Origin of the sequence: Paenibacillus sp. BSR1-1, assembly GCF_030403775.1 — a bacterium.
In the GTDB taxonomy this organism is placed as follows: domain Bacteria; phylum Bacillota; class Bacilli; order Bacillales; family Cytobacillaceae; genus Neobacillus.
Map to the genome: position 1 here is coordinate 115,398 of NZ_JAQMWQ010000005.1, position 22,104 is coordinate 137,501.

A 22,104-nucleotide genomic window follows, 5' to 3' on the forward strand; every position below is an offset into this window, starting at 1 on the left:
TTGAGCAGAAACCAATTTATTGTAAAGTGGTGATATTCGATGAGAATGGTTGACCTAATTGAGCAAAAACGAGATGGACTTGAATTAACAACGGAAGAAATCAAATTTATTATTAACGGCTATACAGATGGTTCCATACCGGATTATCAAATGAGTGCCTTAACCATGGCGATCGTCTTTCAAGGGATGACCGAGAAAGAAAGAGCCGATTTAACAATGGCAATGGTGGAATCAGGGGATCAAATTGATTTATCGCAAATTGAAGGAATAAAAGTTGATAAACATTCAACTGGCGGAGTTGGTGATACTACCACTCTTGTTCTTGGCCCGCTTGTAGCTGCTTTGGGAGTCCCTGTTGCGAAAATGTCCGGTCGTGGATTGGGACATACCGGCGGTACCATTGATAAATTAGAAGCAGTTAATGGTTTCCATGTTGAAATTGATAATGCTGAATTCATTGATCTAGTAAATAAAAATAAAATCGCCGTTATCGGCCAAAGCGGAAATTTAACACCTGCGGATAAAAAGCTTTATGCCCTAAGAGATGTTACGGCAACCGTTGAAAGTATTCCGCTGATTGCCAGTTCCATCATGAGCAAAAAAATTGCTGCAGGAGCTGATGCCATTGTACTGGATGTAAAAACAGGCGCCGGTGCTTTCATGAAAACGCTTGATGATTCAAAAGATTTGGCAAAAGCAATGGTTCGGATTGGTAATAATGTCGGCAGACGTACAATGGCCGTCATTTCCGACATGAGCCAGCCGCTAGGATATGCGATCGGAAACGCGCTTGAAGTAAAGGAAGCTATTGACACATTAAAAGGTGAGGGTCCCGAAGATTTAACAGAGCTATGCTTAACACTCGGCAGCCATATGGTTTATCTGGCAGAAAAGGCAGGCTCATTAGCAGAGGCAAGGACCCTCCTTGAAAATGTGATTAAAGATGGGTCGGCCCTTGAAAAATTAAAAGTCTTTTTAAGCTCTCAAGGCGGGGATGCCTCGATTGTCGATGATCCTGCTAAAATGCCTCAGGCTAAATTCACGTTTGAGCTTGAAGCGAAAGAAGATGGGTATGTTTCCGAAATCGTCGCTGACGAGGTTGGAACAGCAGCAATGTTACTAGGAGCAGGAAGAGCAACGAAGGAATCTATTATTGATTTGGCTGTTGGCCTTGTATTAAGGAAAAAAATCGGCGACCAAGTCAATAAAGGTGAATCGTTAGTAACTATCTACAGTAACTTTGAAGATGTAAGTGAAGTAAAACAAAAGCTTTATGAAAATATCAAAATCTCGGTAGCCAAAGTCGACGCGCCAGTTCTCATCCATGGAGAAATAACAGAATAATAATCGTGCTCTAAGGTGTCAGGCACCATGTGAAAATTTCACATGGTGCCTGACACCTTTTTATGTATAAACTTGTTTATTTTGGTAAAAATGGTGGCTATAAAGAATGGAGGGTTATGCGAATGAAACGATTGTTCTCTTTTATAGTAGCATCTTTTTTCCTGACTAGCTTATGGGTACCTTCTTCCTTTGCTGCAGAAAAAAAGAATGCCCAAATAGAAAATAAGGGTACAGATATTGTCAGTAACGTCAGTTCTGCCATTTTAATTGAGCGGGACACAGGTAAGGTTCTATATGAGAAAAATAGCCAAGAAAAATTGCCGCCTGCAAGTATGACCAAAATTATGACGATGTTACTCATTATGGAAGCGATTGATAAAGGAAAGCTTTCCTGGAATGAAAAAGTACGGACGAGTGAATATGCCGCCTCCATGGGTGGATCACAAATATTCCTGGAACCGGGTGAAGAGATGACAACCAAGCAAATGCTTCAGGGCATTGCGATTGGTTCAGGTAATGACGCATCTGTAGCGATGGCTGAGAGAATTGCCGGTTCGGAGGAAGCCTTTGTCGATATGATGAATGCAAAGGCAAAACAACTGGGATTGAAGCATACCTTTTTTAAAAATACCACCGGCTTACCTGTGAGCGGCCATTACAGCTCAGCACATGATATGGCAGTAATGGCAAAAGAACTATTAAAATATGAAGGCATTACAAAATTTACGGGAATGTATGAGGCATACCTTCGTGAAAATACAGACAAAAAGTTCTGGCTCGTTAATACAAACAAATTGGTTCGTTTTTACCCTGGAGTTGACGGGTTAAAAACGGGTTTTACGGCTGAAGCGAAATATTGCTTAACAGCGACAGCACAAAAGGATGGCATGCGTGTCATTGCGGTTGTCTTTGGAGCACCAACGTCGAAAGAGAGAAATGCTCAAGTGACAAAAATGCTTAATTATGCTTTTAGTCAATACCAAACACACCCGCTGTATAAACGAAATCAAACAATTGGCACAGCCAGAATCAGTAAAGGCAAGGATAAGTCAGTAGCGGCAGTCACTAGTGAACCACTTTCGTTACTGACTAAAAAGGGTGAAAAAACGGAGGATGTAAAGCAAAAAGTAATTCTCCAAAAAAACCTCAACGCACCATTAAATAAAGGTGACAAGGTTGGGACGATTAAGCTGATTAAGGATGGAAAGGTAATCCTTGAAAGTCCGCTCGTAGCAAGTAAGTCAGTAAAAGAAGCAGGCTGGTGGACCCTTTACAAGCGTTCATTCGGAATGTTTACAAAAGCAGGAAAATAATTCAAAGCGCATACGCTTTTCAATGTCGAAAGTTAAGATAATCCACTACTTTTGACGAAATAAGACTAGTTTTGTATTTATAGAAGGATATTGATAATAAAAAAGCGAATTGACTCACTATACCAGATTAAGGAGGCCGGGGATAGTGAGTCTTAACATTGAATTAATTACAAAACATGATGTTCTATGCATTCGCTTAAGCGGTGAATTAGACCACCACACTGCGGATGAACTTCGTGAAAAAGCAACAGCAGCGATCGAAAAAAATGACATTCGCCATATCGTCTTGAATCTAGAACAACTCTCTTTTATGGATAGCTCAGGTTTAGGCGTAATTTTAGGAAGATATAAACAAATTAAACAGGTGCATGGTGAAATGGTAGTTTGTGCAATTTCCCCAGCAATACAAAGATTATTCGATATGTCTGGTTTATTTAAAATTATCAAAATGGAACCGACTGAGGAATTTGCATTGCAAAGATTGGGGGTTGCCTGAATGAAAAATGAGATGAATCTTGAGTTCAGTGCTTTAAGTCAAAACGAATCCTTTGCCCGTGTGACTGTAGCTGCATTTATTGCCCAACTAGACCCAACGATGGATGAGTTAACCGAAATAAAAACAGTGGTTTCAGAAGCCGTGACGAATGCGATTATTCATGGTTATGAAAACGATCCAAATGGAATTGTTTATATCCGTGTTTCCATTGAGGATAGTTTAATTGATATGACAATTAAAGATATAGGATTAGGAATCATCGATGTGGAGGAAGCTCGTCAGCCATTATATACAACAAAGCCGGACTTAGAAAGGTCCGGTATGGGTTTTACCATCATGGAGAATTTCATGGATGAGGTAGAGATTCATTCACAGCCAGGCAGCGGAACCGAGGTTAGATTACGTAAGCATTTACAATCCCGCAAAATGCTTTGCAATTAAGGAGACTTGCCGATGGATGTGGAGGTCAAGAACGATAAAAGTCAACCGTATTTAAAGGATCATGAAGTGAAAGAGCTCATCAAAAAGAGCCAGGACGGAGACCAAGAAGCAAGGGATTTAATTGTTGAAAAGAATATGCGACTTGTTTGGTCAGTAGTTCAAAGGTTTCTTAATAGAGGGTATGACCCTGATGATTTATTCCAAATTGGCTGCATTGGATTATTGAAGTCAGTTGATAAGTTTGACCTTTCCTACGACGTCAAGTTTTCCACCTACGCCGTACCGATGATTATCGGAGAAATTCAACGATTTATTCGTGATGATGGAACCGTAAAGGTCAGCCGTTCACTGAAAGAAATGGGAAACAAAATCCGCAAGGCCAAGGATGAGTTATCAAAAACATTAGGAAGAATACCTACTGTTAATGAGATTTCTGAGTATCTGGAGCTGTCGCCGGAGGATGTCATTCTTGCACAAGAGGCAAGCAGAACACCTTCCTCCATTCATGAAACCGTTTATGAAAATGATGGAGATCCAATTACATTATTAGACCAAATTGATGATGGCAACGAAGGAAAGTGGTTTGATAAAATTGCCTTAAAAGAAGCAATCCGCGAATTAGATGAACGGGAAAGGCTGATTGTCTATTTGCGCTATTATAAGGACCAAACTCAATCCGAAGTTGCCGGGCGCCTTGGGATTTCTCAGGTACAAGTTTCAAGACTCGAAAAAAAGATATTGCAACAAATGAAAGACCGTATGGATCTCTGATTCATGCGGTTTTTTCATTTTCATACATGAAACTCTACCTTAAAACTCATACTACATACACAAGGAAAACATTGTGTGGGAAGTGAATGTTTTGGAAAAAACAATCTACATTCGCATGCGGAACCGTGTCCAAACGAAGCCTGAAGAAAGAGTGTTATTGAAGGATGTCGCACAGATTATTGCCCCAGATGCTGTGCTTTCAAGTTTAAAAGAAATGCTTGTTCACCTGGTGACAGATATGGATCGAAATATTATCGTTATTGATGTTATGCATATCATTCAGTTGATAACAACGAAGTTCGGGGATATGGAGGTTCAAACGATAGGCCCTGCGCAGACAATCATTGAAGTAACAAATAAGAAAAAAGGAATATCTATTCCTTTTTTTCTGCTAATTTGGTTTCTATTATTTTTTGGATCGGCCATGGCGATTATGAATTTTCATGATGACGTAAGTATGAAGAGTGTCCAGGAAAAAATTTACACCATTATTACCGGGAAAAATGAAGCAAAGCCATTACTCTTTCAAATCCCTTATTCGATTGGTTTAGGCCTCGGCATGATTTTATTCTTTAATCATTTTTTTAAGAAACGATTAAATGATGAACCTAGTCCACTTGAAGTAGAAATGTTTAATTATCAAATGGATTTAGATAATTATGTGATTATCCATGAAAATAAAGAAAGTATGAAACGCGTTAATGACGATTAAAATTGTATCAATCATATTTCTAGGATTAGCAAGTGGATTAGCCGTTGGGTCAGGATTTGTAGCGTTTCTAACCGTTCTTGGAATAATCCCAAGACTTACTCAGCTGACCAAAACAATGAAAATGATCCAGCACTATGAATGGGCAGTTGTGATTGGTGCGATTAGCGGTGTGCTCGCAAGCTTAAGGGACCCGCTCCTTCCTATTTCAGCCTATTTTTTAATTCCGCTTGGTATCAGCGGGGGAGTGTTTGTTGGCATGTTGGCAGCTGCTCTTACGGAAGTTTTAAATGTTCTGCCAATCCTCGCTAAACGGATTAGGTTAGATGGAGAAATTGTCATTTTAATTATGGCAATTGTATTAGGAAAAATTTTTGGATCCATTTTTCAATGGCTTTATTTTGTACATATTAAGTAAACTTCTCCATGAAAGGACATCACAGGATGAGTAATCGGAGGCGTGTAATATTAATTACAGACGGTGATGAATACGCAAAGAAAGCTGTTGAGCATGTTGCTAAAGAAATAGGCGGCCGCTGTCTTTCCATGTCGCAAGGGAATCCGTCCAAATTAACAGGTGCTGAGCTTGTCCGATTAATAAAAAAAACTCCGCATGATCCAGTACTGGTGATGTTTGATGATAGTGGAATTGTAGGGGAAGGATATGGAGAAAATGCCCTAAAATATGTGGCATTACATAAAGATATTGAAGTTTTGGGAATTATAGCAGTGGCAGCAAAATCACATGATGAGGAATGGACGAGAGTCGATATCAGTATCGATCGCGATGGCGAATTAACGCCATATGGAGTAGATAAATACGGTATACCAGAACTTGAAATTGGCAGAATAAATGGAGATACCGTTTACTGTCTTGATGAATTGAATGTACCGATAATTGTTGGAATAGGCGATATTGGTAAAATGGCACGGCGTGATTCTTATAAATTAGGTTCCCCCATTACGAAAAAAGCAGTAGAGCTTATATTAGAAAGGAGTGGCTTCCATGACAAGAAGTAAGGATCGTATTTGGCCGATTCCGGAATCCGTCCATGAAATTGAAAATTATATGAAACAACGAGTTGGGCTGGGGAAAAGCTTTGATTTAGGGATTCGAAAATTAATCATACTCAAAAAAGAAGTCAATATTTATTATGTAAATGGTCTATGTGATACCAGTTATATCATCCAGTTAATTAAAGAATTAGTTGAGATAAATGATCATGAAAAATTATCAACGAACCTTTTCAAAGTTATTGATAATCGGCTTATCAATCAATCTGTGGAGCAAATTAAAGATTTAGATCAGCTTGTTCTAAAAGTTTTATCTGGGTTAATTGTTGTCGTAATGGAAGGCGAAGATACCGGCTTTGCAATTGACGTAAGAAGCTACCCTGGGCGTTCGCCACAAGAACCTGACACCGAAAAGGTTGTAAGGGGTTCAAGAGATGGCCTAGTAGAAAATATCATTCTAAATACTGCATTAATCAGAAGGAGAATTCGCGACGAGCGTCTTCGTTTTGAAATGTTAAAAGTTGGAGAGAGGTCACGAACAGATGTATCATTAGCATACTTAGAGGATGTGGCAGACCCTGATTTAATTAATATTGTAAGAAAAGAGCTAAATGCTATTAGTACTGATGGAATTCCGATGGCTGATAAAACGATTGAAGAATTCCTAGTAAAACAAGGTTTCAATCCTTTTCCTCTAGTTAGGTACACAGAGCGGGCAGATGTGGCGGCTACACATATCCTTGAAGGACATGTAATCATCATAGTCGATACCTCGCCGAGTGTTATCATTACTCCAACGACCTTTTTTCATCATGTTCAGCATGCGGAAGAGTTTAGGGAATCACCGGCAATGGGAACATTTTTACGCTGGACTCGATTTTTAGGGGTTTTTACGTCTATTTTACTGCTCCCGCTTTGGCTGTTATTTGTCTTAGAACCATCCTTATTGCCTGAAAAACTAGCCTTTATTGGACCAAATGAACAAACAAATATACCTGTAATTATTCAAATTTTTTTAGCGGATTTTGGAATCGAATTTTTAAGATTAGCCGCTATTCATACCCCTACACCGTTATCGACAGCAATGGGTTTAATTGCAGCTGTATTAATTGGTCAAATTGCGATAAGTGTTGGTCTATTTGTTCCCGAAGTAATTCTTTATGTGGCTGTTGCAGGTATCGGTTCTTTTACAACACCAAGCTATGAGTTAAGCATTGCCAATAAGATGGCTAGATTAGGTTTGTTAATCTTAGTTGCCCTGTTCCATACACCTGGGTTTGTCATAGGTACCACACTTTTGTTTATCTATATTGTTAGGATGCGTGCTCTTAATACACCATACTTTTGGCCATTTCTTCCGTTCGAGCCTAAAGGATTTATGCAAATTATTTTTCGAAGAGCAATTCCGGGGTCAATTCTCAGACCAAGCATTGTCCATCCAAGGAATCGTTATCGTCAGCCGCCAAAAGCGAACGAGAAATGATTGCGGAAATTTCTCTGTTATGCTAAAGTATTTTTAATTAAATATTCAATAGAGTGCAAAAAAAATAGGCAGTTTCTATGCAGATTCTGTCTATTTATTTATTATCTTTTGTGATTGTCTACATAAAATGTAGTGAGTCGTTACGGAGAGAGGGAAGGGAATGTTTTTTTACGGAACAACAGGTGTAAATAAAAACGGGAATTTAGAAATAGGCGGTGTTGATGCCCTCGAGCTGGCACAGCAATTTGGGACTCCGTTATATGTTTATGATGTAGCATTAATGAGAGAAAGAGCGCGTGGGTTTAAACAGACTTTTGAAGACCAGCAAGTAAAGGCTCAAGTTGCATATGCCAGTAAAGCATTTTCAACAGTTGCCATGGTTCAGCTGGCAGAAGAAGAAGGATTATCACTGGATGTTGTCTCCGGCGGCGAATTATATACAGCGATTGCTGCTGGATTCCCAGTGGAGAGAATTCATTTTCATGGAAATAACAAAAGCAGAGAAGAATTAGAAATGGCATTGAAGCATGAAATTGGATGCATTGTCATCGATAATTTTTTTGAGATGGAACTTTTAAAATCGATCTGTTTAGAGAAAAAGGCCAATGTAAATATTTTATTAAGAATTACGCCGGGAATTGAAGCCCATACCCATGATTATATTTTAACGGGTCAGGAGGATTCCAAATTTGGTTTCGACCTGCAAAATGGACAAGCGGAACAGGCCTTAACATCCGCTCTCCAATTTGAACATTTTAATGTCCTTGGACTTCATTGTCATATTGGCTCGCAAATTTTTGAAACCACGGGTTTCTTGCTGGCAGCTAAAAAAATTGTTGAAAGAATGTCGGAGTGGAAAAACAAGTTATCCTTTGAAGCAGAGGTTTTAAATTTAGGCGGAGGCTTTGGCATTCGATATACAAAAGAGGATGAACCGATTCCGCCATCGCAATATGTTAGTGAGATAATAAAAGAAGTAAAAAATTTGACTGCACAATACTCGCTAAAAATGCCGGAAATATGGATTGAACCAGGACGTTCGTTAGTCGGTGATGCTGGTATTACTCTATATAAAGTCGGTTCTTCAAAAGAAGTTCCTGGGGTTAGAAAATATTTAGCAGTGGATGGAGGGATGAGCGATAATATCCGTCCAGCCCTTTACCATGCAAAATATGAGGCTGTTCTTGCTAATAAGCCCTTGGCACAGCCAAATGAAACAGTTTCGATTGCAGGGAAATGCTGTGAATCAGGAGATATGTTGATATGGGATTTGCCTTTACCTGAAACGGACGATGAGGATATTCTGGCTGTATTTTGCACAGGTGCGTACGGCTATTCCATGTCAAACAACTATAACCGCATACCGCGTCCCGCTGTCGTTTTTGTTGAAAACGGCAAGGCTACTCTTGTCGTAAAAAGAGAGTCGTACGAGGATTTAATCAGACACGATCTACCACTAAGATAGAAAAAAAGCTGCCGAAGATACGGCAGCTTTTTAACTTTTTATGAAAAGAGCGATTTAATGGCATCAATGAGCGAAATGAAAAATTGTTTTAATTTTTCTAAAAATCCTTGCCCTTCCTCCGATTGAAGGAATTTTGAAATGCGGTCTTTTGCTTTATTTAGCTGATCCCCTACCTGATTCCAGTCAATGTCCAAACCCTTTAGCTTATTAAAAAGGTCAATCAAGCGTTTCATTTGTTCTTCCGTTAAGGTAATGTTTAATTCCTTAGCTGCCTGTTCAATAATGCTTCGCAATTCTGCATCATTTTTTGGTTTATTCTTGGCGATTTCCTCTTTTACTTTTGCAATTAATGCTGCCGCATTTTTTTCACCGATGGAATCACCAAGCTTGGCTGTTTCGACCATTTCCTGGTTAGCAGCCTGCTTTACTTCTTCAGGAATGGTTTTGTCTGCCGAGATTTCATATGCTTTAATAATTCCTGTTAAAGCTGCGGTTCCTGAAACAGAAATTGGAGCAGTAATGTAAATGTTGGCATCCTTGACCCCTGCAGTAATAAGGGCGTTGACAAACATTTCATCAGTTACCCAATTAATATTCTTTGTTTTAACTGTTATGCCGGCACCTTTGGGAGCAATGGTGATGGATGAGGAAGAAATCGCCTTTGTTCCGATGAGTGATTTGGCTACATATTTCCCTAAATATTGATGCTCTTCCTGATTCGATACGGTCACGATTTGAACATCTTTTGGAGCATTCATTTCTGCGAGTAGTGCGTCCTTTTGTTCTGCTGTTAAATTTTCACCCAATGTTACAATCATGTCGCCTTCAGCCAAATCCGCAAAGCTTTGGATAGGGAATGTGAACATAATAGCTGCCATTAGGAGAATAAGAATTTTTTTCATGTTACCCTCCTTGAAAAATATCTTACCTTAATAATATATCCGATTTCATTAAATATAACGAAAAAAACGATTTAGAAGTTTCATAGAATGAAAATTTAATTAATAGAGGAAATGGATTGTTTTTGTCAAATAGTGTAGAATGAAGGTCGAGCAAGCACTCTTTTTGGAGGAACCTTTTTCATGAAAAAAAGCAACTGGGTATTGTTTGGTATTCTTATTGGTCTTTCTGTTATCTGGGGAATCATTTATTGGATGTTTATTGGACCAAAGCAATAGTAATATTTCTCATTGATGATTGTCCTAGAATTATGTATGATGGTGGTTAGTAAACATAATAATTTTAACTACATATAATGAATAAATGTTTAATATTGATTAATTAGGAAAAAATATACTATTGTTAAACCAATATTTTCAACGGTTTATTTAATATAATGAGGGATCTAAATGTTAATTCGATACAAGAAAGCATTCGAAAAAATTGCAATGGGTTTATTGTCTTTTATGCCGAATGAAAAGGACTTAAAGAAACTTCAGCAAACGATGAAGGAATATGAAACAGAAGAGAATTGGCAGCTGTTTTTATGGAAGGAAGAAGATATTATTGGGCTTCTTGGCGTTCTATATCATCGTGATACAAATGCTCTTGAAATACAGCATATTTCCGTAAATCCCTCACATCGCTTTCAAGGGGTTGGAAAAAGGATGGTTCAAGCACTCAGAGAAATGTATGCTGATAGAGAAATTATTGCAAATGAAGATACAGCTCCGTTTATTGAAAAATGTAACTTTTGCTAGTTTCAAAAAAATAGAGCAGCGAATATCTTATTCGCTGCTCTTTCGCATCTTTAAAGACCGATATCTTTCCTCAATGACCTCTGTTCGGTCTCTTAATCTATGGCGGTCGACCAGTTCCACGTTGGTAATATCACTTTTTTCCCCCCATTGAAAGCCCTGCTCATCACAAAATAATTTACAACTCTCAATTAGAAAGGGATCACTTATCGGCAAATTGATGCTCATATATTCATTTTTCGCTTTGATGACTGATAATTGCTTCATTAATAATTCATGAAGCAGCTGTTGATTAAGGCCAAGACTAGTAACTGAGGCTGTTTTTGATTCTAATATTTTTATTGCTTTTTCTAATGTTCTTGCAGCCCCATTATAATTTCCGCGGCGGTAATGATAGCATGATACTGCTAATTGTATAAGACCGACCCAAATGGATTCTTTGTTACCTGGATCAGTTTTTTTCCAAAATTCTTCAAGGATCTCATGACACTCAAAATAATCTCTGTCACCATGAAAGTGGGCTAAAAATTGAACATATTCTATTGGGTACAAGGTATCCCCCCTAAAAAAAGAATGTATGTATAGTTTAGCATAAACAATCTAAAAAGCCCGTCAATCATGACAGGCTTCTAGTTCTAATCCATTCCTCAAGGTTTGTGCCTTAGTAAATCCAGGAAGCACCAACGATAATTAATAAAATGAATAGAACTACAATTAAAGCAAATCCGGCACCATATCCGCCATCAGCCATATTAAATACCTCCTAAAAAGTTTTTGTTCTTTTCTTTGTCATCATATGTAGGGGATTTGTCCATTGTTTGGGCAAACATCATGATTACATAATAAAGCTGTTATGTTTTGATTTTTCTATTGGATAACCTAGATTGAATCCTCTATACTATTAATAGTCTAAGTAAAAAGAATTTTGGTGAGAAACGATGCCATATCAGGTGAAAATTGATGCATTTGAGGGACCGCTGGACTTGCTCCTTCATTTAATTAATCGACTCGAAATTGATATTTATGATATACCGGTTGCCCAAATTACGGAGCAATACTTGCTATATATTAAAACCATGAACGAATTAAAACTCGATATAGCCAGTGAGTATTTAGTAATCGCGGCGACATTGCTGGAAATAAAGAGTAAAATGCTGCTGCCCAAGCATGAAGAAGAAACAAATGAGAATGTAGATGAGTTTTCGTATGAAGAAGATCCAAGAGATGAGCTTGTAGAACGTTTGATTGAGTACCGTAAATATAAAGAGGCTGCCCATGATTTAAAATCAATGGAAGAAGAACGTGGTCTAATGTACACAAAGCCCCCTAGTGATTTGTCTGATTATGTAAAAGATATCCGACCAGAAAAGACAGAGTTAAATGTATCCTTATATGACATGTTAGCGGCTTTTCAAAAATTATTAAGAAGGAAAAAGCTGCAGCGTCCGATGGCAACAAAAATTGCGCGGCAGGAGATTTCCATTGAGAAAAGAATGACAGAAATATTAGATGAACTAAAACAGCTAAAAGGAAGGAAGAACTTTAACGAATTATTTCCTTACCCAGCAAAAGACCATGTTGTCGTCACTTTTTTAGCCATTTTGGAGCTGATTAAAAGAAAAGAAGTTGACGTCGAACAGCAAGAAAATTTCGGTGAAATTTTTGTAGAAGCTGTGAAGAAAGGAGCAAAAGTGGTTGGAAATTATTAATTGGAGCAGTATTCTAGAAAGCCTCTTGTTTGCAGCCGGCGATGAAGGCCTTTCACTTAAACAATTAGCAGAGGTCTTAGATATAGATGAAATAAAGGCAAATGAAATTATTGAGGTATTAAAGCAGGAATATGACAAGGATGAAAATAGAGGAATAATTGTTGTTCAGCTTGCCGGAACTTATCAACTGGCAACGAAGAAGGAAAATGCTCCTTATTTAAAAAAGCTGGTTGATTCCCCGAATAATTCGACTCTTTCTCAAGCCGCCTTGGAGACTCTGGCTATCATCGCCTACAAACAGCCAATCACTCGTGCTGAAATTGAAGAAATTCGCGGTGTGAAAACAGAAAGACCGTTGCATACACTTGTATCAAAAGCATTAATAAAAGAAGTAGGCCGCGCTGAAGGAACAGGAAGAGCTTATTTATATGGGACCACAAAAGAGTTTCTTGATTATTTTGGATTAAAAAGTGTTAATGAGCTTCCTAAGCTTCCCGAAAAAGTGGAGGATGATTATATTCAAGAAGAAGCAGATTTATTTTTTGAGAAATTCCAAGAAACAATTAACTCTTAAAATACAATCAAATCATCAGAATTTATGCTAAAATAAATATAAGATTTCAAAATCTTTTAACATGGTTGTGCATTTCGATAAGGAGCGGGATTAAGTTGCTAATTAAAGAGTGTAAAGGGTTCGAATTAGAAAAAGAAAAATCCAATACCTCAGAGGATTTTTTTAACAGAAGTGAAGTGACCTTTATTGAAAATGGGGAAGAAAGGACGCTCCATGTTTTATATGTAAGGTATTTTGATGAGTGTCTCCAAGAATTTACACCGTACACAACAGACCCTATTATGTCAGGACAAGGCCTTGAAGTGACTTTTAAAGATATCGTTGCCCTTGTATGTTTATTGAAAAATCCCGGCTTACGCGGGCGCAAACGTCTTTATCTTAATTCAAAGTATGAATTTGCATCATATTTTCAAGATATTGATTTTAAAAAATTACCTGAAGTTTTTCAGTCACTTAAGCAGAAAAATAGCTATGAGATTCGTTCTCCGCTAGAGTTTATATTACAGCCTAAATAAATTCAAATTGGATAAATTCCAGGGGGTAAATAATGGGAAATTCATTAGTAAAATCTCAGCTTAATGATGTGAAAGGTTTTTTAACTAAGACCATTACAACATTAGAGGATTTCTTAAATGAAACCACAATTAAAGGGTTCAATCTAGAAAATGAAGAAGATCAATCGTACATTAAATTAATTTTTTCAAATCTAAGAAAACTAATTGTTTATAGTGAAGAAGGTTTCGAGGCTTGTTCCGTCATTTTGCAAAGTGAACCTTTTCAAAAAGCCGCAGCCGAAAAAACTTTATATAAGATTTACCACAATTGTATCGAAGAGTTCTTTGCTCCTAAAAATGATGCGTGGTTCGAAAATAGCCGATCTGCTTATACTGGCAGAAACGCCATTAAATACTATCGGAATGTGCCAGAAGCAGTAAGTCTGCTGATCAAAAGTCTTGAGGGCGAATTCCAGCGGATTAGAGAAGAACTTGAATATTATGAAACAGATTACCGGACAAAAATGATTCAATCTAAATAGAAGGCTTTGTTAAAGGTCAGTGTTAATTTTTTACCACTGTTGATTGAAGTGGAAGGCGCGAAGACTCCTGCGGGAGTACGGGCAGGGGAGACCCCGGAGGCGCTTATGCGCCGAGGAGGCTCCCCGGCACGCCCGCGGAAAGCGAAGCGCCTGAAGCGAAAATCAACATCTAAGTTTAACAGAGTCAAAATAGAAAAAGCGAGCTGCCATTGGTAATAGTATTACCAATGGCAGCTTTTTTTGGGTTCTTAATAGACTAAAATTTTCATACTATTTATGTAGATTTACACATAAATAGGAGTGGATAACATGAATCGGTTTAGCCACTATGTGACTGAATTGTTTGAATGGAATGAACAAATGAAACAATTTCTTCGTTCAGAAGCAGTTGGTAATAACTCTGAATTATGGGAACAGCTAGATGCATTTACGGAATTAATAGAAGGGACCAATCGAGAGCTGTCTAATGAGGAGCTTCTTTCTCTTCAAACTAAAGCAGAGAACATCCATGAACAAATGGAAACCTACTTTAAACGGAAGCAGGAAATCGGGCAGCTTTGGGTAGTTGAAAAGACAATTCCGCCTGGAGGACATTCTTTACCGGAGCTATCTTATTCATATAACGCATTAGAGCCGTATATCTCAGAGGAAATTATGAGGCTTCACCATGACAAACACCACCGTTCCTATGTCGACGGTTTGAATAAGGCCGAACTTAATCTCAAAAAGGCAAGAGAAACGAATGATTTTTCGCTTATTAAGCATTGGTCAAGGGAACTCGCTTTTCATGGATCGGGTCATTACCTTCATACGATTTTTTGGAAAAATATGAGCCCAAATGGCGGCGGAAATCCCCATGGACCTCTTAAAGAGGAAATAGAAAATTATTTTGGCAGCTTAACAGCTTTTAAAAAACAGTTTTCCGAAGCGGCAAAGCAAGTGGAAGGAGTCGGCTGGGCGCTATTGGTCTGGTCACCGAGAGCAAGGCATCTGGAGATTTTACAATCTGAACGGCATATGCTTTTAACCCAGTGGGATACCATACCGCTGCTTGTTTTAGATGTATGGGAGCATGCCTATTATCTTCAATATAAAAACAAGCGGGCAGACTATGTAGATAATTGGTGGAATGTTGTGAACTGGAGTGATGTTGAAATGAGATTTGAAAAAGCAGCAGATATAAAATGGCCGGCTTTTTAAGAATTGGAATGGCAACTGCCAATTGGCAGCTTGCCTTTTTATATGGGTTATTGTCATAACAAGCCTTGTCCTGCATAAACTTTTATAAAATAAAAGAAGGGGACGAGGTAAATCTAATGAGAATGATTTCAAAGCTAGTCATTTTTTTCCTCATGGTCTCAATACTCGTTGCTAACATTCCTCAAAAGGTGGATGCTTCCCTTGGAGTAAGTGCGGCAAGTGCAGTACTCATAGAGCAGAAGACTGGACGAGTCCTATATGAAAAAGATGCGCACACAAAAAGGAGAATTGCCAGTATAACGAAAATCATGACGGCAGTTTTGGCGATTGAATCAGGAAAAATGAATCAATATGTTAAAGTCAGTGAGCAGGCAACCCGTGCCGAAGGGTCATCGGTTTATTTAAAACCTGGAGAAAAAATTAAACTGAGTGACTTGGTATATGGGTTGATGCTAAGATCCGGAAATGATACCGCAGTAGCCATCGCCGAATATGTGGGCGGTAGTGTCGAGGGCTTTGCCTTTTTAATGAATCAAAAGGCCAGGGAAATCGGAATGTTTGATACTCATTTTTCCAACCCGCATGGACTAGATGACCATGAAGATCACTATTCCTCTGCCTATGATATGGCTATTTTAATGCGTTATGCAATGCAAGATAAAACGTTCGCAAAAATCTCGGGCACAAAGGTACACCGGGCCCCTAACCCAACAGAAGCATGGGATCGTGTTTGGAAGAACAAAAACCGGCTGCTGACAAAATATAAATATGCCACAGGTGGAAAAACCGGCTATACAAAGCTGGCAAAAAGAACGCTTGTAACAACCGCAACAAAAGGGGATATGAGCTTAATAGCGGTTACCTTGAATGATTCCAATGATTGGGATGACCATATCTCCATGTACGAAGATGGCTTTAGAAACTATGATATGGCTGAGGTTATAGAAAAGGGGAAAATTAATGTTACGACCAATAAGGTGTATAAAAATCATTTATTTGTAAAAAAAACAATTGTGTATCCAGCTACGAGCGAGGAAATGGATTTATTCTCAGTGAAATATAAATTGAACAAGCCAGAGAAAAAATGGAACATTGGAAAGAAAACCGAGCAAATAGTTGGTAAGGCTGCCGTCTATTTGGATGGCAGAATGGTTACTGAAACTCCTATTTACTATCAAAAAGTAAAAGAAGAGAAGCAAGGGCTGCTTGATTCTGTAAAAGAAATTTTCTATTCCTTTATAGGTGTGAACGCAAATGGTTAATTATATATGGGTTTTCATGACTATTGTTGGGATCGTTTTCGCGGCTTTTAACGGAACAATGGAGGCAGTAAATAAGGCAGTGTTTGATGGAGCTAAAGAGGCTGTGACCCTATGTATCGGATTAATCAGTGTCCTTGTCTTTTGGCTTGGAATGATGCGGATTGCTGAGGAATCGGGTCTCCTCGAACGGTTGTCGAAGCTATTCCGGCCTCTTGTAAAGATCCTATTCCCAGATGTACCAGCCAGCCACCCTGCAATGGGGTATATATTGTCCAACATGATTTCTAATATGTTCGGTTTGGGAAATGCAGCCACACCTCTTGGCATCAAAGCAATGGAAGAATTAAAAAAGATAAACGGCGGAAAAAATACTGCGAGCAGGTCCATGGTCACCTTTTTAGCCATCAATACTGCAAGCATAACAATTATTCCTACCACCGTTATTGCTATCAGGATGAATTATAAATCCATTTCCCCAACAGAAATTGTTGTTCCTACTATAATCGCTACTATACTTTCAGCAATAGGTGCAATTCTCATAGATCGTTATTTTTATTATCGCAGAAGCCGAAAAGGGTGAACTATATGGGGCTGATTTCGGGGCTTTCGCTTACTTTTATCCCACTGTTAATCGGATTTATTCTATTATATGGAACTTTTAAACAAGTTCCAACCTATGAAAGTTTTGTTGAAGGCGGCAAAGAGGGGATAAAAATTGCCATTACCATCATTCCCTTCCTAGTCGGCATGCTTGTAGCAATCTCCATATTTCGGGCCTCAGGAGCATTAGATGCTTTAATGCATTGGATTCGTCCTTTTATGAAGTCAATTGGAGTACCAGCTGAAATCGTGCCGTTATTGTTCATTAGACCAATTTCCGGTACAGCTGCACTTGGAATGACAAGTGATTTAATTGCTGTATACGGACCAGATTCCTTTATTGGCAGACTTGCTTCGGTTCTGCAAGGAAGCACAGATACTACCTTTTACGTATTAACCGTTTATTTTGGTGCAGTTGGGATAAAAAAAATGGGAGATGCTTTAAAGGTAGGACTCCTCGCCGATGTATTCGGAATCATAGTTTCAATTGTTGTTGTAGTCCTCATATTTGGAACAAAGTAGGTTCACTCGATTGAATCTACTTTTTTAATGTGTATTAATAAAACCCGCTACTTTGAAAAGTGAAGAATTTGTGTCATAATTCATTAGGATAGAATGGATTAATTTTGAGGTGAAAAATTTGGAAAGATTGCAAAAAGTAATAGCTCGAGCAGGTGTTGCATCAAGAAGAAAAGCGGAGGAATTAATTAAAGAAGGAAGAGTTAAAGTAAATGGCACGGTTGTTAAGGAACTCGGTGTCAAGGTATCTTCTTCCGATAGAGTAGAAGTGAATGAAATCCAAATCGAGAAAGAAGAACCTGTCTATTTTCTTTTATATAAACCAAGAGGAGTCATTTCAAGTGTCAGTGACGACAAAGGAAGAAAGGTTGTAACCGATTTCTTTTCTGAATTTAAAGAAAGAATCTTTCCGGTTGGCCGACTGGACTATGATACATCAGGATTATTGTTATTAACCAACGATGGAGAATTTGCTAACTTACTGATGCATCCAAGAAATGAAATTGAAAAAGTGTATGTTGCCAAAACCAAAGGAATTCCCCAAAGAGAAAACATTAGAAAATTGGAAAAGGGAATTAAGCTGGAAGACGGAAAAACAGCACCTGCCAAAGTAAAGGTTCTTTCGGTTGATAAGAAGAAACAAACAGCCATTGTCGAGATAAGCATTCATGAAGGCCGCAACCGTCAAGTTAGAAGAATGTTTGAAGCTATTGGTCACGAGGTTGTGAAATTAAAGCGGGAACGATATGCTTTTTTAACCTTAAATGGCTTGAAGGCGGGAGAGGCAAGAGAACTAACTCGGCATGAAGTAAAACAATTACGAACTCTTGCAAATGATGTTTCTAAAAAAAATTCATAGAACCGTCACAATTCGCAGCGAGGGTTTACACTATGACAGGATTGAAAAATGATATAATTTAGATTAACTGTGTCAGGAGATTTAATGGAGGGTTGGGAATGAAAAAACGGCGATTAGTAATCCGAACGGTAATATTACTTGTTCTAGGTGCAGCCGTTATCTATACGCTGTATGCTAATTTTACAAAAGACAATAAATTAAAAGTCGCGGTTGGTGAAACGGCTCCGGATTTTGTTTTAACCGATATGCAAGGAAACAAGCATCGCCTTTCAGATTACCGTGGACAAGGGGTATTTTTGAATTTTTGGGGAACATGGTGCCCGCCATGTAAGAAGGAAATGCCATATATCAATAATCAATATCAGCAATTTAAGGACAAAGGGGTTCAGGTTTTATCGGTTGATATCCAAGAATCTGAACTTGCTGTTAATCAATTTGCTGAGCACTACAAGCTTGATTTTCCGATTATGATTGATACTGATAAAGAAGTAATGACTGCCTATGGAATTGATCCATTGCCAGCTACCTTCTTGATTGATAAAAACGGCAAGGTGATTAAATACAGTACTGGAGAAATGTCTGAGGATACTGTCAGGGATTTTATGGAGAAAATTAAACCTTAGATTACAGGGAGTTTTTTACAATGAAAGATGTTAAATGTGAATGCGGGCACGTAAATCCTCATGGAACCGTGTTATGCGAAGCATGCGGAAAAGTACTGGATGAAAATGAGAAGAAGAATCCAGTGCTTGATATGCGCTACGAAGGCAGTGCTCGCCGCTCACAGACCTATAACAAAACAATTATTGATAAAATTTGGAATTTCTTTTCTTCTGTAAAGGTTGGAGTTTGGCTTATTATTATTACCCTAATTGCTTCTGCCCTTGGCACAATTCTGCCGCAGGAAATGTATATTGACCAGCCTCCGGAAGTGTATTATGAAGAGGAATACGGCTGGTTTGGAAAATTATATTATCAATTAGGGTTCAATGATTTGTATGGTTCATGGTGGTACTTATTATTAATTGCCATGATAGGGATCTCACTTGTTATTTGCAGCCTAGACAGGGTCATCCCTTTATATAAGGCATTAAAAGCCCAACGGGTTACAAGACACGAGGGCTTCTTAAAGCGCCAGCGCGTGTTTGGTATCAATACACATGTGGATAACGACGACTTTACGGTCATTAAGAAGCATCTAAAAGAAAAACGATACCGGGTTCGAGAGGAAAATGGAGATATTTTAGCTGAAAAGGGACGTTTTTCAAGATGGGGTCCATATGTAAACCATGTCGGGTTAATTATCTTCCTATTTGGCGGAATGCTTCGTTTTGTGCCTGGAATGTACGTTAATGAGAACCTTTGGGTCAGGGAAGGCGAAACGGCCCTTGTGCCTGAGACAGGTGAAAAGCTTTATCTGAAAAATAATCAATTCATCTTGCAGCATTATGATAAAAACAAAGATAAAACTTTTAAAAAGGCGATTGAAGAAGCAGGAGAAGTGGTGAAAAATTACCAATCTAACGTTATTCTTTACAATCGTGTCGGTGAAAATATTCCCGGAGAAAAACCAAAGCTTGAAGCGATAAAAGATTATAAGGTCCGAGTAAATCATCCTTTAACCTATGAAGGGTATTCTATTTTCCAAGCTTCGTTTAGAAGTGACCTAGAAGCAATGACATTTGCCTTGACCAATAAAGAGACAAATCAATCCTTTGGAGAAATGAAAATCAACCTTAGGAATCCTAAGTCAGTTTATGACCTAGGTAATGGCTATTCGGTTAAACTTCTTAGTTATTTTCCTGATTTTGAGTTTGGAAAAAATGGAGAACCTTCTACAAAATCAAGAGTTCCCAATAACCCTGCCTTTGTTTTTCGGATGATATCTCCTGAAAATCCAAAAGGAGAAACGAGTTTCGTTGCAATTAAGCAAACAATTGAACCGTCAGGTAATAATACTTATAAAATGTCCTTTAAAGGAATTGAAACTAAAAATGTTTCCGGATTTATCGTGCGCAAGGATTCATCATTATGGGCTATCATATTAGGAGGCATTATCTTTATGATTGGTGTCATTCAAGGGGCCTATTGGAATCACCGCAGGATTTGGGTTCAAAATAAAAACGGTGAGGTTTGGATTGCGGCACACACGAATAAAAATTGGTACGGCCTAAAGAGAGAAATAGAAACTGTTTTAACCGATACGAAGCTGAATATACCGGAGGATCAACTTCAAATCGAAAAACAGGATAAGGAGGTAGTTTAGTTGGTAACAATAAGTAGTAATTTATTGTTTATTGCTTTTATACTTTATTTAGTTGCAACGCTTTTTTACGGCGGAGCCATTACCTCTAAGAAGGGGGCAATTGATAAGAAGGGAACTAATCGCTGGGGGAAAATTGCCGTCTTATTAACAATTATTGGTTTTATATCACAGTTGGGCTATTTTATTACCAGATGGATAGCGGCAGGACACGCACCGGTCAGTAATATGTTTGAATTTACCACTTTCTTTGGAATGGCTTTAGTTGGTGCATTTATAGTTATATATTTTATTTATCGAACAACTTTACTCGGTTTGTTTACAATGCCTGTTGCGATTCTGGTTATTGCTTATGCCAGCATGTTTCCTAGAGAAATAACCCCATTAATTCCGGCATTACAAAGCTACTGGCTTCATATTCATGTAACCACTGCAGCCATTGGCGAAGCAATTTTAGCCATTAGTTTTGCTGCGGGGTTAATTTATCTGGTTAAGGCAATTGATCAATCGAAAGCATCAAAAAGAACCTTTTGGCTTGAAGTAGTCATGTTTTCGCTAGTTACAGTGCTAGGCTTTGTTGCAATTTCCTCGACATTTTCAGGGTTAGGATATCATGAAAAATTTACCTGGATTGATAAACATGGAAATGAAGCAAATCTTGAATATACAATGCCCGCCCTAACTGGCCCGCATGAAGGAAAACTATTAACAAAAGAGGGATTTCAACCCCTGGTAGAAATGCCCGCTCTCATTAATGCCAAAAAATTAAATACGGTTATATGGTCCTTGATGGCAGGCCTTATTCTTTATGGAGTAATTCGGGTTATTTTGAGAAAGCGGATTGCAGCTGCACTTAAGCCGCTAGTAAAAAATATTAAGCTTGATTTCGTTGATGAAATTAGCTATCGATCAGTACTTATTGGATTTCCGGTGTTTACACTTGGGGCATTAATCTTTGCTATGATTTGGGCACAAATGGCATGGTCGAGGTTCTGGGGATGGGATCCAAAAGAAGTATGGGCATTAGTTACGTGGCTTTTCTATGCGGCATTTATGCATCTTCGCTTATCCAAGGGATGGCATGGAGAAAAATCAGCGTGGCTAGCCGTAATAGGCTTCGTTATTATTATGTTTAATTTAGTTGCTGTAAACCTAGTTATTGCCGGACTTCATTCCTACGCAGGCAGTTAATTGAATCAAACCTTCACATTAGTGAAGGTTTTTTTTAAAAGCAATAGTTTTTTGTAAAAAAAATACCTTGTCATAATATTGACACTTTTAATAGGAGTAATTACCTGAAAATATAGCAAAAACCATTACCATTTTGTAAAATAAACCTCATGGGGGGA

General features: G+C 38.2%; 26 protein-coding genes. 23 read left to right on the top strand and 3 right to left on the bottom strand.

Going from position 1 to position 22,104, the window contains the following annotated elements; translation table 11 throughout:
* Nucleotides 1–39 precede the first annotated feature (39 nt).
* The 10 genes from PH210_RS10575 to lysA all read left to right on the top strand — a co-directional run bounded on the left by PH210_RS10575 (nt 40) and on the right by lysA (nt 9,036).
* Entirely contained in the window at nt 40–1,344 is a 1,305-nt protein-coding gene (locus PH210_RS10575) for a pyrimidine-nucleoside phosphorylase (RefSeq protein ID WP_289985203.1), read from the top strand.
* A gap of 122 nt (nt 1,345–1,466) precedes the next feature.
* Complete coding sequence (locus tag PH210_RS10580) at nt 1,467–2,657, top strand: D-alanyl-D-alanine carboxypeptidase family protein (protein ID WP_289985205.1); 1,191 nt, start codon at nt 1,467–1,469, stop codon at nt 2,655–2,657.
* A 145-nt stretch (nt 2,658–2,802) separates the two neighbouring features.
* Nucleotides 2,803–3,153 carry an anti-sigma F factor antagonist gene (gene spoIIAA, locus PH210_RS10585; protein WP_289985206.1) on the top strand — a complete coding sequence of 117 codons (351 nt, stop codon included), beginning with the start codon at nt 2,803–2,805 and terminating at the stop codon, nt 3,151–3,153.
* Nucleotides 3,154–3,594 (top strand): anti-sigma F factor, encoded by a 441-nt coding sequence (gene spoIIAB / locus PH210_RS10590; protein WP_289985207.1) that lies wholly within the window; start codon nt 3,154–3,156, stop codon nt 3,592–3,594.
* A gap of 12 nt (nt 3,595–3,606) precedes the next feature.
* Nucleotides 3,607–4,365, top strand: coding sequence for an RNA polymerase sporulation sigma factor SigF (gene sigF, locus PH210_RS10595; protein WP_289985209.1), 759 nt, complete (start codon nt 3,607–3,609; stop codon nt 4,363–4,365).
* A gap of 91 nt (nt 4,366–4,456) precedes the next feature.
* Nucleotides 4,457–5,077 carry a stage V sporulation protein AA gene (locus tag PH210_RS10600; protein ID WP_289985210.1) on the top strand — a complete coding sequence of 207 codons (621 nt, stop codon included), beginning with the start codon at nt 4,457–4,459 and terminating at the stop codon, nt 5,075–5,077.
* The gene (locus PH210_RS10605) at nt 5,067–5,492 is read left to right on the top strand and encodes a stage V sporulation protein AB (RefSeq protein WP_223591575.1); all 426 of its coding nucleotides are present in this window, start codon (nt 5,067–5,069) and stop codon (nt 5,490–5,492) included. The genes PH210_RS10600 and PH210_RS10605 overlap by 11 nt, the downstream gene beginning before the upstream one ends.
* Nucleotides 5,493–5,518: 26 nt before the next feature.
* Nucleotides 5,519–6,094, top strand: a complete 576-nt coding sequence (spoVAEA, locus tag PH210_RS10610; protein ID WP_289985212.1) for a stage V sporulation protein SpoVABEA — start codon at nt 5,519–5,521, stop codon at nt 6,092–6,094.
* Nucleotides 6,081–7,571, top strand: coding sequence for a spore germination protein (locus tag PH210_RS10615; RefSeq protein WP_289985214.1), 1,491 nt, complete (start codon nt 6,081–6,083; stop codon nt 7,569–7,571). The genes spoVAEA and PH210_RS10615 overlap by 14 nt, the downstream gene beginning before the upstream one ends.
* 160 nt (nt 7,572–7,731) lie before the next feature.
* Nucleotides 7,732–9,036, top strand: a complete 1,305-nt coding sequence (gene lysA, locus PH210_RS10620; RefSeq protein ID WP_289985216.1) for a diaminopimelate decarboxylase — start codon at nt 7,732–7,734, stop codon at nt 9,034–9,036.
* 38 nt (nt 9,037–9,074) lie between these two features.
* On the opposite strand, the gene PH210_RS10625 is transcribed toward lysA, so the two are convergent.
* Nucleotides 9,075–9,938: a DUF1002 domain-containing protein gene (locus PH210_RS10625; protein ID WP_289985217.1), complete on the bottom strand. Its 864-nt coding sequence runs from the start codon at nt 9,936–9,938 to the stop codon at nt 9,075–9,077.
* A gap of 447 nt (nt 9,939–10,385) precedes the next feature.
* Here PH210_RS10625 and PH210_RS10630 point away from each other — a divergent pair, with 447 nt between their 5' ends.
* Nucleotides 10,386–10,736 carry a GNAT family N-acetyltransferase gene (locus tag PH210_RS10630; RefSeq protein ID WP_289985218.1) on the top strand — a complete coding sequence of 117 codons (351 nt, stop codon included), beginning with the start codon at nt 10,386–10,388 and terminating at the stop codon, nt 10,734–10,736.
* Between the two features lie 27 nt (nt 10,737–10,763).
* Here the strand turns inward: PH210_RS10630 and PH210_RS10635 are convergent, their stop codons facing one another.
* Nucleotides 10,764–11,285 carry a DUF309 domain-containing protein gene (locus PH210_RS10635; protein ID WP_289985219.1) on the bottom strand — a complete coding sequence of 174 codons (522 nt, stop codon included), beginning with the start codon at nt 11,283–11,285 and terminating at the stop codon, nt 10,764–10,766.
* A gap of 109 nt (nt 11,286–11,394) precedes the next feature.
* Entirely contained in the window at nt 11,395–11,484 is a 90-nt protein-coding gene (locus tag PH210_RS10640) for a YjcZ family sporulation protein (RefSeq protein ID WP_223591584.1), read from the bottom strand.
* 187 nt (nt 11,485–11,671) lie between these two features.
* Here PH210_RS10640 and PH210_RS10645 point away from each other — a divergent pair, with 187 nt between their 5' ends.
* The 12 genes from PH210_RS10645 to ccsB all read left to right on the top strand — a co-directional run bounded on the left by PH210_RS10645 (nt 11,672) and on the right by ccsB (nt 21,946).
* Nucleotides 11,672–12,442 (top strand): segregation/condensation protein A, encoded by a 771-nt coding sequence (locus tag PH210_RS10645; protein WP_289985222.1) that lies wholly within the window; start codon nt 11,672–11,674, stop codon nt 12,440–12,442.
* Entirely contained in the window at nt 12,429–13,016 is a 588-nt protein-coding gene (gene scpB, locus PH210_RS10650; RefSeq protein ID WP_289985223.1) for an SMC-Scp complex subunit ScpB, read from the top strand. Before PH210_RS10645 ends, scpB begins: the two co-directional genes overlap by 14 nt.
* Before the next feature lie 95 nt (nt 13,017–13,111).
* A complete protein-coding gene (locus PH210_RS10655) occupies nt 13,112–13,531 on the top strand; it encodes a hypothetical protein (protein WP_289985224.1) in 420 nt (139 codons plus the stop codon).
* A 32-nt stretch (nt 13,532–13,563) separates the two neighbouring features.
* Nucleotides 13,564–14,052, top strand: a complete 489-nt coding sequence (locus PH210_RS10660; protein ID WP_289985226.1) for a YpuI family protein — start codon at nt 13,564–13,566, stop codon at nt 14,050–14,052.
* A 309-nt stretch (nt 14,053–14,361) separates the two neighbouring features.
* The gene (locus PH210_RS10665) at nt 14,362–15,252 is read left to right on the top strand and encodes a superoxide dismutase (RefSeq protein WP_289985228.1); all 891 of its coding nucleotides are present in this window, start codon (nt 14,362–14,364) and stop codon (nt 15,250–15,252) included.
* A 116-nt stretch (nt 15,253–15,368) separates the two neighbouring features.
* Nucleotides 15,369–16,514 (top strand): D-alanyl-D-alanine carboxypeptidase family protein, encoded by a 1,146-nt coding sequence (locus PH210_RS10670; protein ID WP_289985229.1) that lies wholly within the window; start codon nt 15,369–15,371, stop codon nt 16,512–16,514.
* The gene (locus PH210_RS10675; RefSeq protein WP_289985230.1) at nt 16,507–17,094 is read left to right on the top strand and encodes a nucleoside recognition domain-containing protein; all 588 of its coding nucleotides are present in this window, start codon (nt 16,507–16,509) and stop codon (nt 17,092–17,094) included. The genes PH210_RS10670 and PH210_RS10675 overlap by 8 nt, the downstream gene beginning before the upstream one ends.
* A 5-nt stretch (nt 17,095–17,099) precedes the next feature.
* Complete coding sequence (locus PH210_RS10680; RefSeq protein ID WP_223591595.1) at nt 17,100–17,636, top strand: spore maturation protein; 537 nt, start codon at nt 17,100–17,102, stop codon at nt 17,634–17,636.
* 118 nt (nt 17,637–17,754) lie between these two features.
* Nucleotides 17,755–18,492, top strand: coding sequence for a 23S rRNA pseudouridine(2605) synthase RluB (gene rluB, locus PH210_RS10685; protein ID WP_289985232.1), 738 nt, complete (start codon nt 17,755–17,757; stop codon nt 18,490–18,492).
* A 98-nt stretch (nt 18,493–18,590) separates the two neighbouring features.
* Nucleotides 18,591–19,115, top strand: a complete 525-nt coding sequence (resA, locus tag PH210_RS10690; protein ID WP_289985234.1) for a thiol-disulfide oxidoreductase ResA — start codon at nt 18,591–18,593, stop codon at nt 19,113–19,115.
* A gap of 20 nt (nt 19,116–19,135) precedes the next feature.
* A complete protein-coding gene (gene resB / locus PH210_RS10695) occupies nt 19,136–20,758 on the top strand; it encodes a cytochrome c biogenesis protein ResB (RefSeq protein ID WP_289985235.1) in 1,623 nt (540 codons plus the stop codon).
* Complete coding sequence (ccsB, locus tag PH210_RS10700; protein ID WP_289985236.1) at nt 20,759–21,946, top strand: c-type cytochrome biogenesis protein CcsB; 1,188 nt, start codon at nt 20,759–20,761, stop codon at nt 21,944–21,946. It abuts the gene before it with no gap.
* Nucleotides 21,947–22,104: the final 158 nt, after the last annotated feature.

Excerpts from the sequence above, each read along its gene's own strand:
- PH210_RS10575 (WP_289985203.1), top strand. The coding sequence starts at position 40 with ATGAGAATGGTTGACCTAATTGAGCAAAAACGAGATGGACTTGAATTA.
- PH210_RS10580 (WP_289985205.1), top strand. The coding sequence starts at position 1,467 with ATGAAACGATTGTTCTCTTTTATAGTAGCATCTTTTTTCCTGACTAGC.
- spoIIAB (WP_289985207.1), top strand. The coding sequence starts at position 3,154 with ATGAAAAATGAGATGAATCTTGAGTTCAGTGCTTTAAGTCAAAACGAA.
- sigF (WP_289985209.1), top strand. The coding sequence starts at position 3,607 with ATGGATGTGGAGGTCAAGAACGATAAAAGTCAACCGTATTTAAAGGAT.
- PH210_RS10605 (WP_223591575.1), top strand. The coding sequence starts at position 5,067 with ATGACGATTAAAATTGTATCAATCATATTTCTAGGATTAGCAAGTGGA.
- spoVAEA (WP_289985212.1), top strand. The coding sequence starts at position 5,519 with ATGAGTAATCGGAGGCGTGTAATATTAATTACAGACGGTGATGAATAC.
- PH210_RS10615 (WP_289985214.1), top strand. The coding sequence starts at position 6,081 with ATGACAAGAAGTAAGGATCGTATTTGGCCGATTCCGGAATCCGTCCAT.
- lysA (WP_289985216.1), top strand. The coding sequence starts at position 7,732 with ATGTTTTTTTACGGAACAACAGGTGTAAATAAAAACGGGAATTTAGAA.
- PH210_RS10625 (WP_289985217.1), bottom strand. The coding sequence starts at position 9,938 with ATGAAAAAAATTCTTATTCTCCTAATGGCAGCTATTATGTTCACATTC.
- PH210_RS10630 (WP_289985218.1), top strand. The coding sequence starts at position 10,386 with ATGTTAATTCGATACAAGAAAGCATTCGAAAAAATTGCAATGGGTTTA.
- PH210_RS10640 (WP_223591584.1), bottom strand. The coding sequence starts at position 11,484 with ATGGCTGATGGCGGATATGGTGCCGGATTTGCTTTAATTGTAGTTCTA.
- PH210_RS10645 (WP_289985222.1), top strand. The coding sequence starts at position 11,672 with ATGCCATATCAGGTGAAAATTGATGCATTTGAGGGACCGCTGGACTTG.
- PH210_RS10660 (WP_289985226.1), top strand. The coding sequence starts at position 13,564 with ATGGGAAATTCATTAGTAAAATCTCAGCTTAATGATGTGAAAGGTTTT.
- PH210_RS10665 (WP_289985228.1), top strand. The coding sequence starts at position 14,362 with ATGAATCGGTTTAGCCACTATGTGACTGAATTGTTTGAATGGAATGAA.
- PH210_RS10670 (WP_289985229.1), top strand. The coding sequence starts at position 15,369 with ATGAGAATGATTTCAAAGCTAGTCATTTTTTTCCTCATGGTCTCAATA.
- PH210_RS10675 (WP_289985230.1), top strand. The coding sequence starts at position 16,507 with ATGGTTAATTATATATGGGTTTTCATGACTATTGTTGGGATCGTTTTC.
- PH210_RS10680 (WP_223591595.1), top strand. The coding sequence starts at position 17,100 with ATGGGGCTGATTTCGGGGCTTTCGCTTACTTTTATCCCACTGTTAATC.
- resA (WP_289985234.1), top strand. The coding sequence starts at position 18,591 with ATGAAAAAACGGCGATTAGTAATCCGAACGGTAATATTACTTGTTCTA.
- resB (WP_289985235.1), top strand. The coding sequence starts at position 19,136 with ATGAAAGATGTTAAATGTGAATGCGGGCACGTAAATCCTCATGGAACC.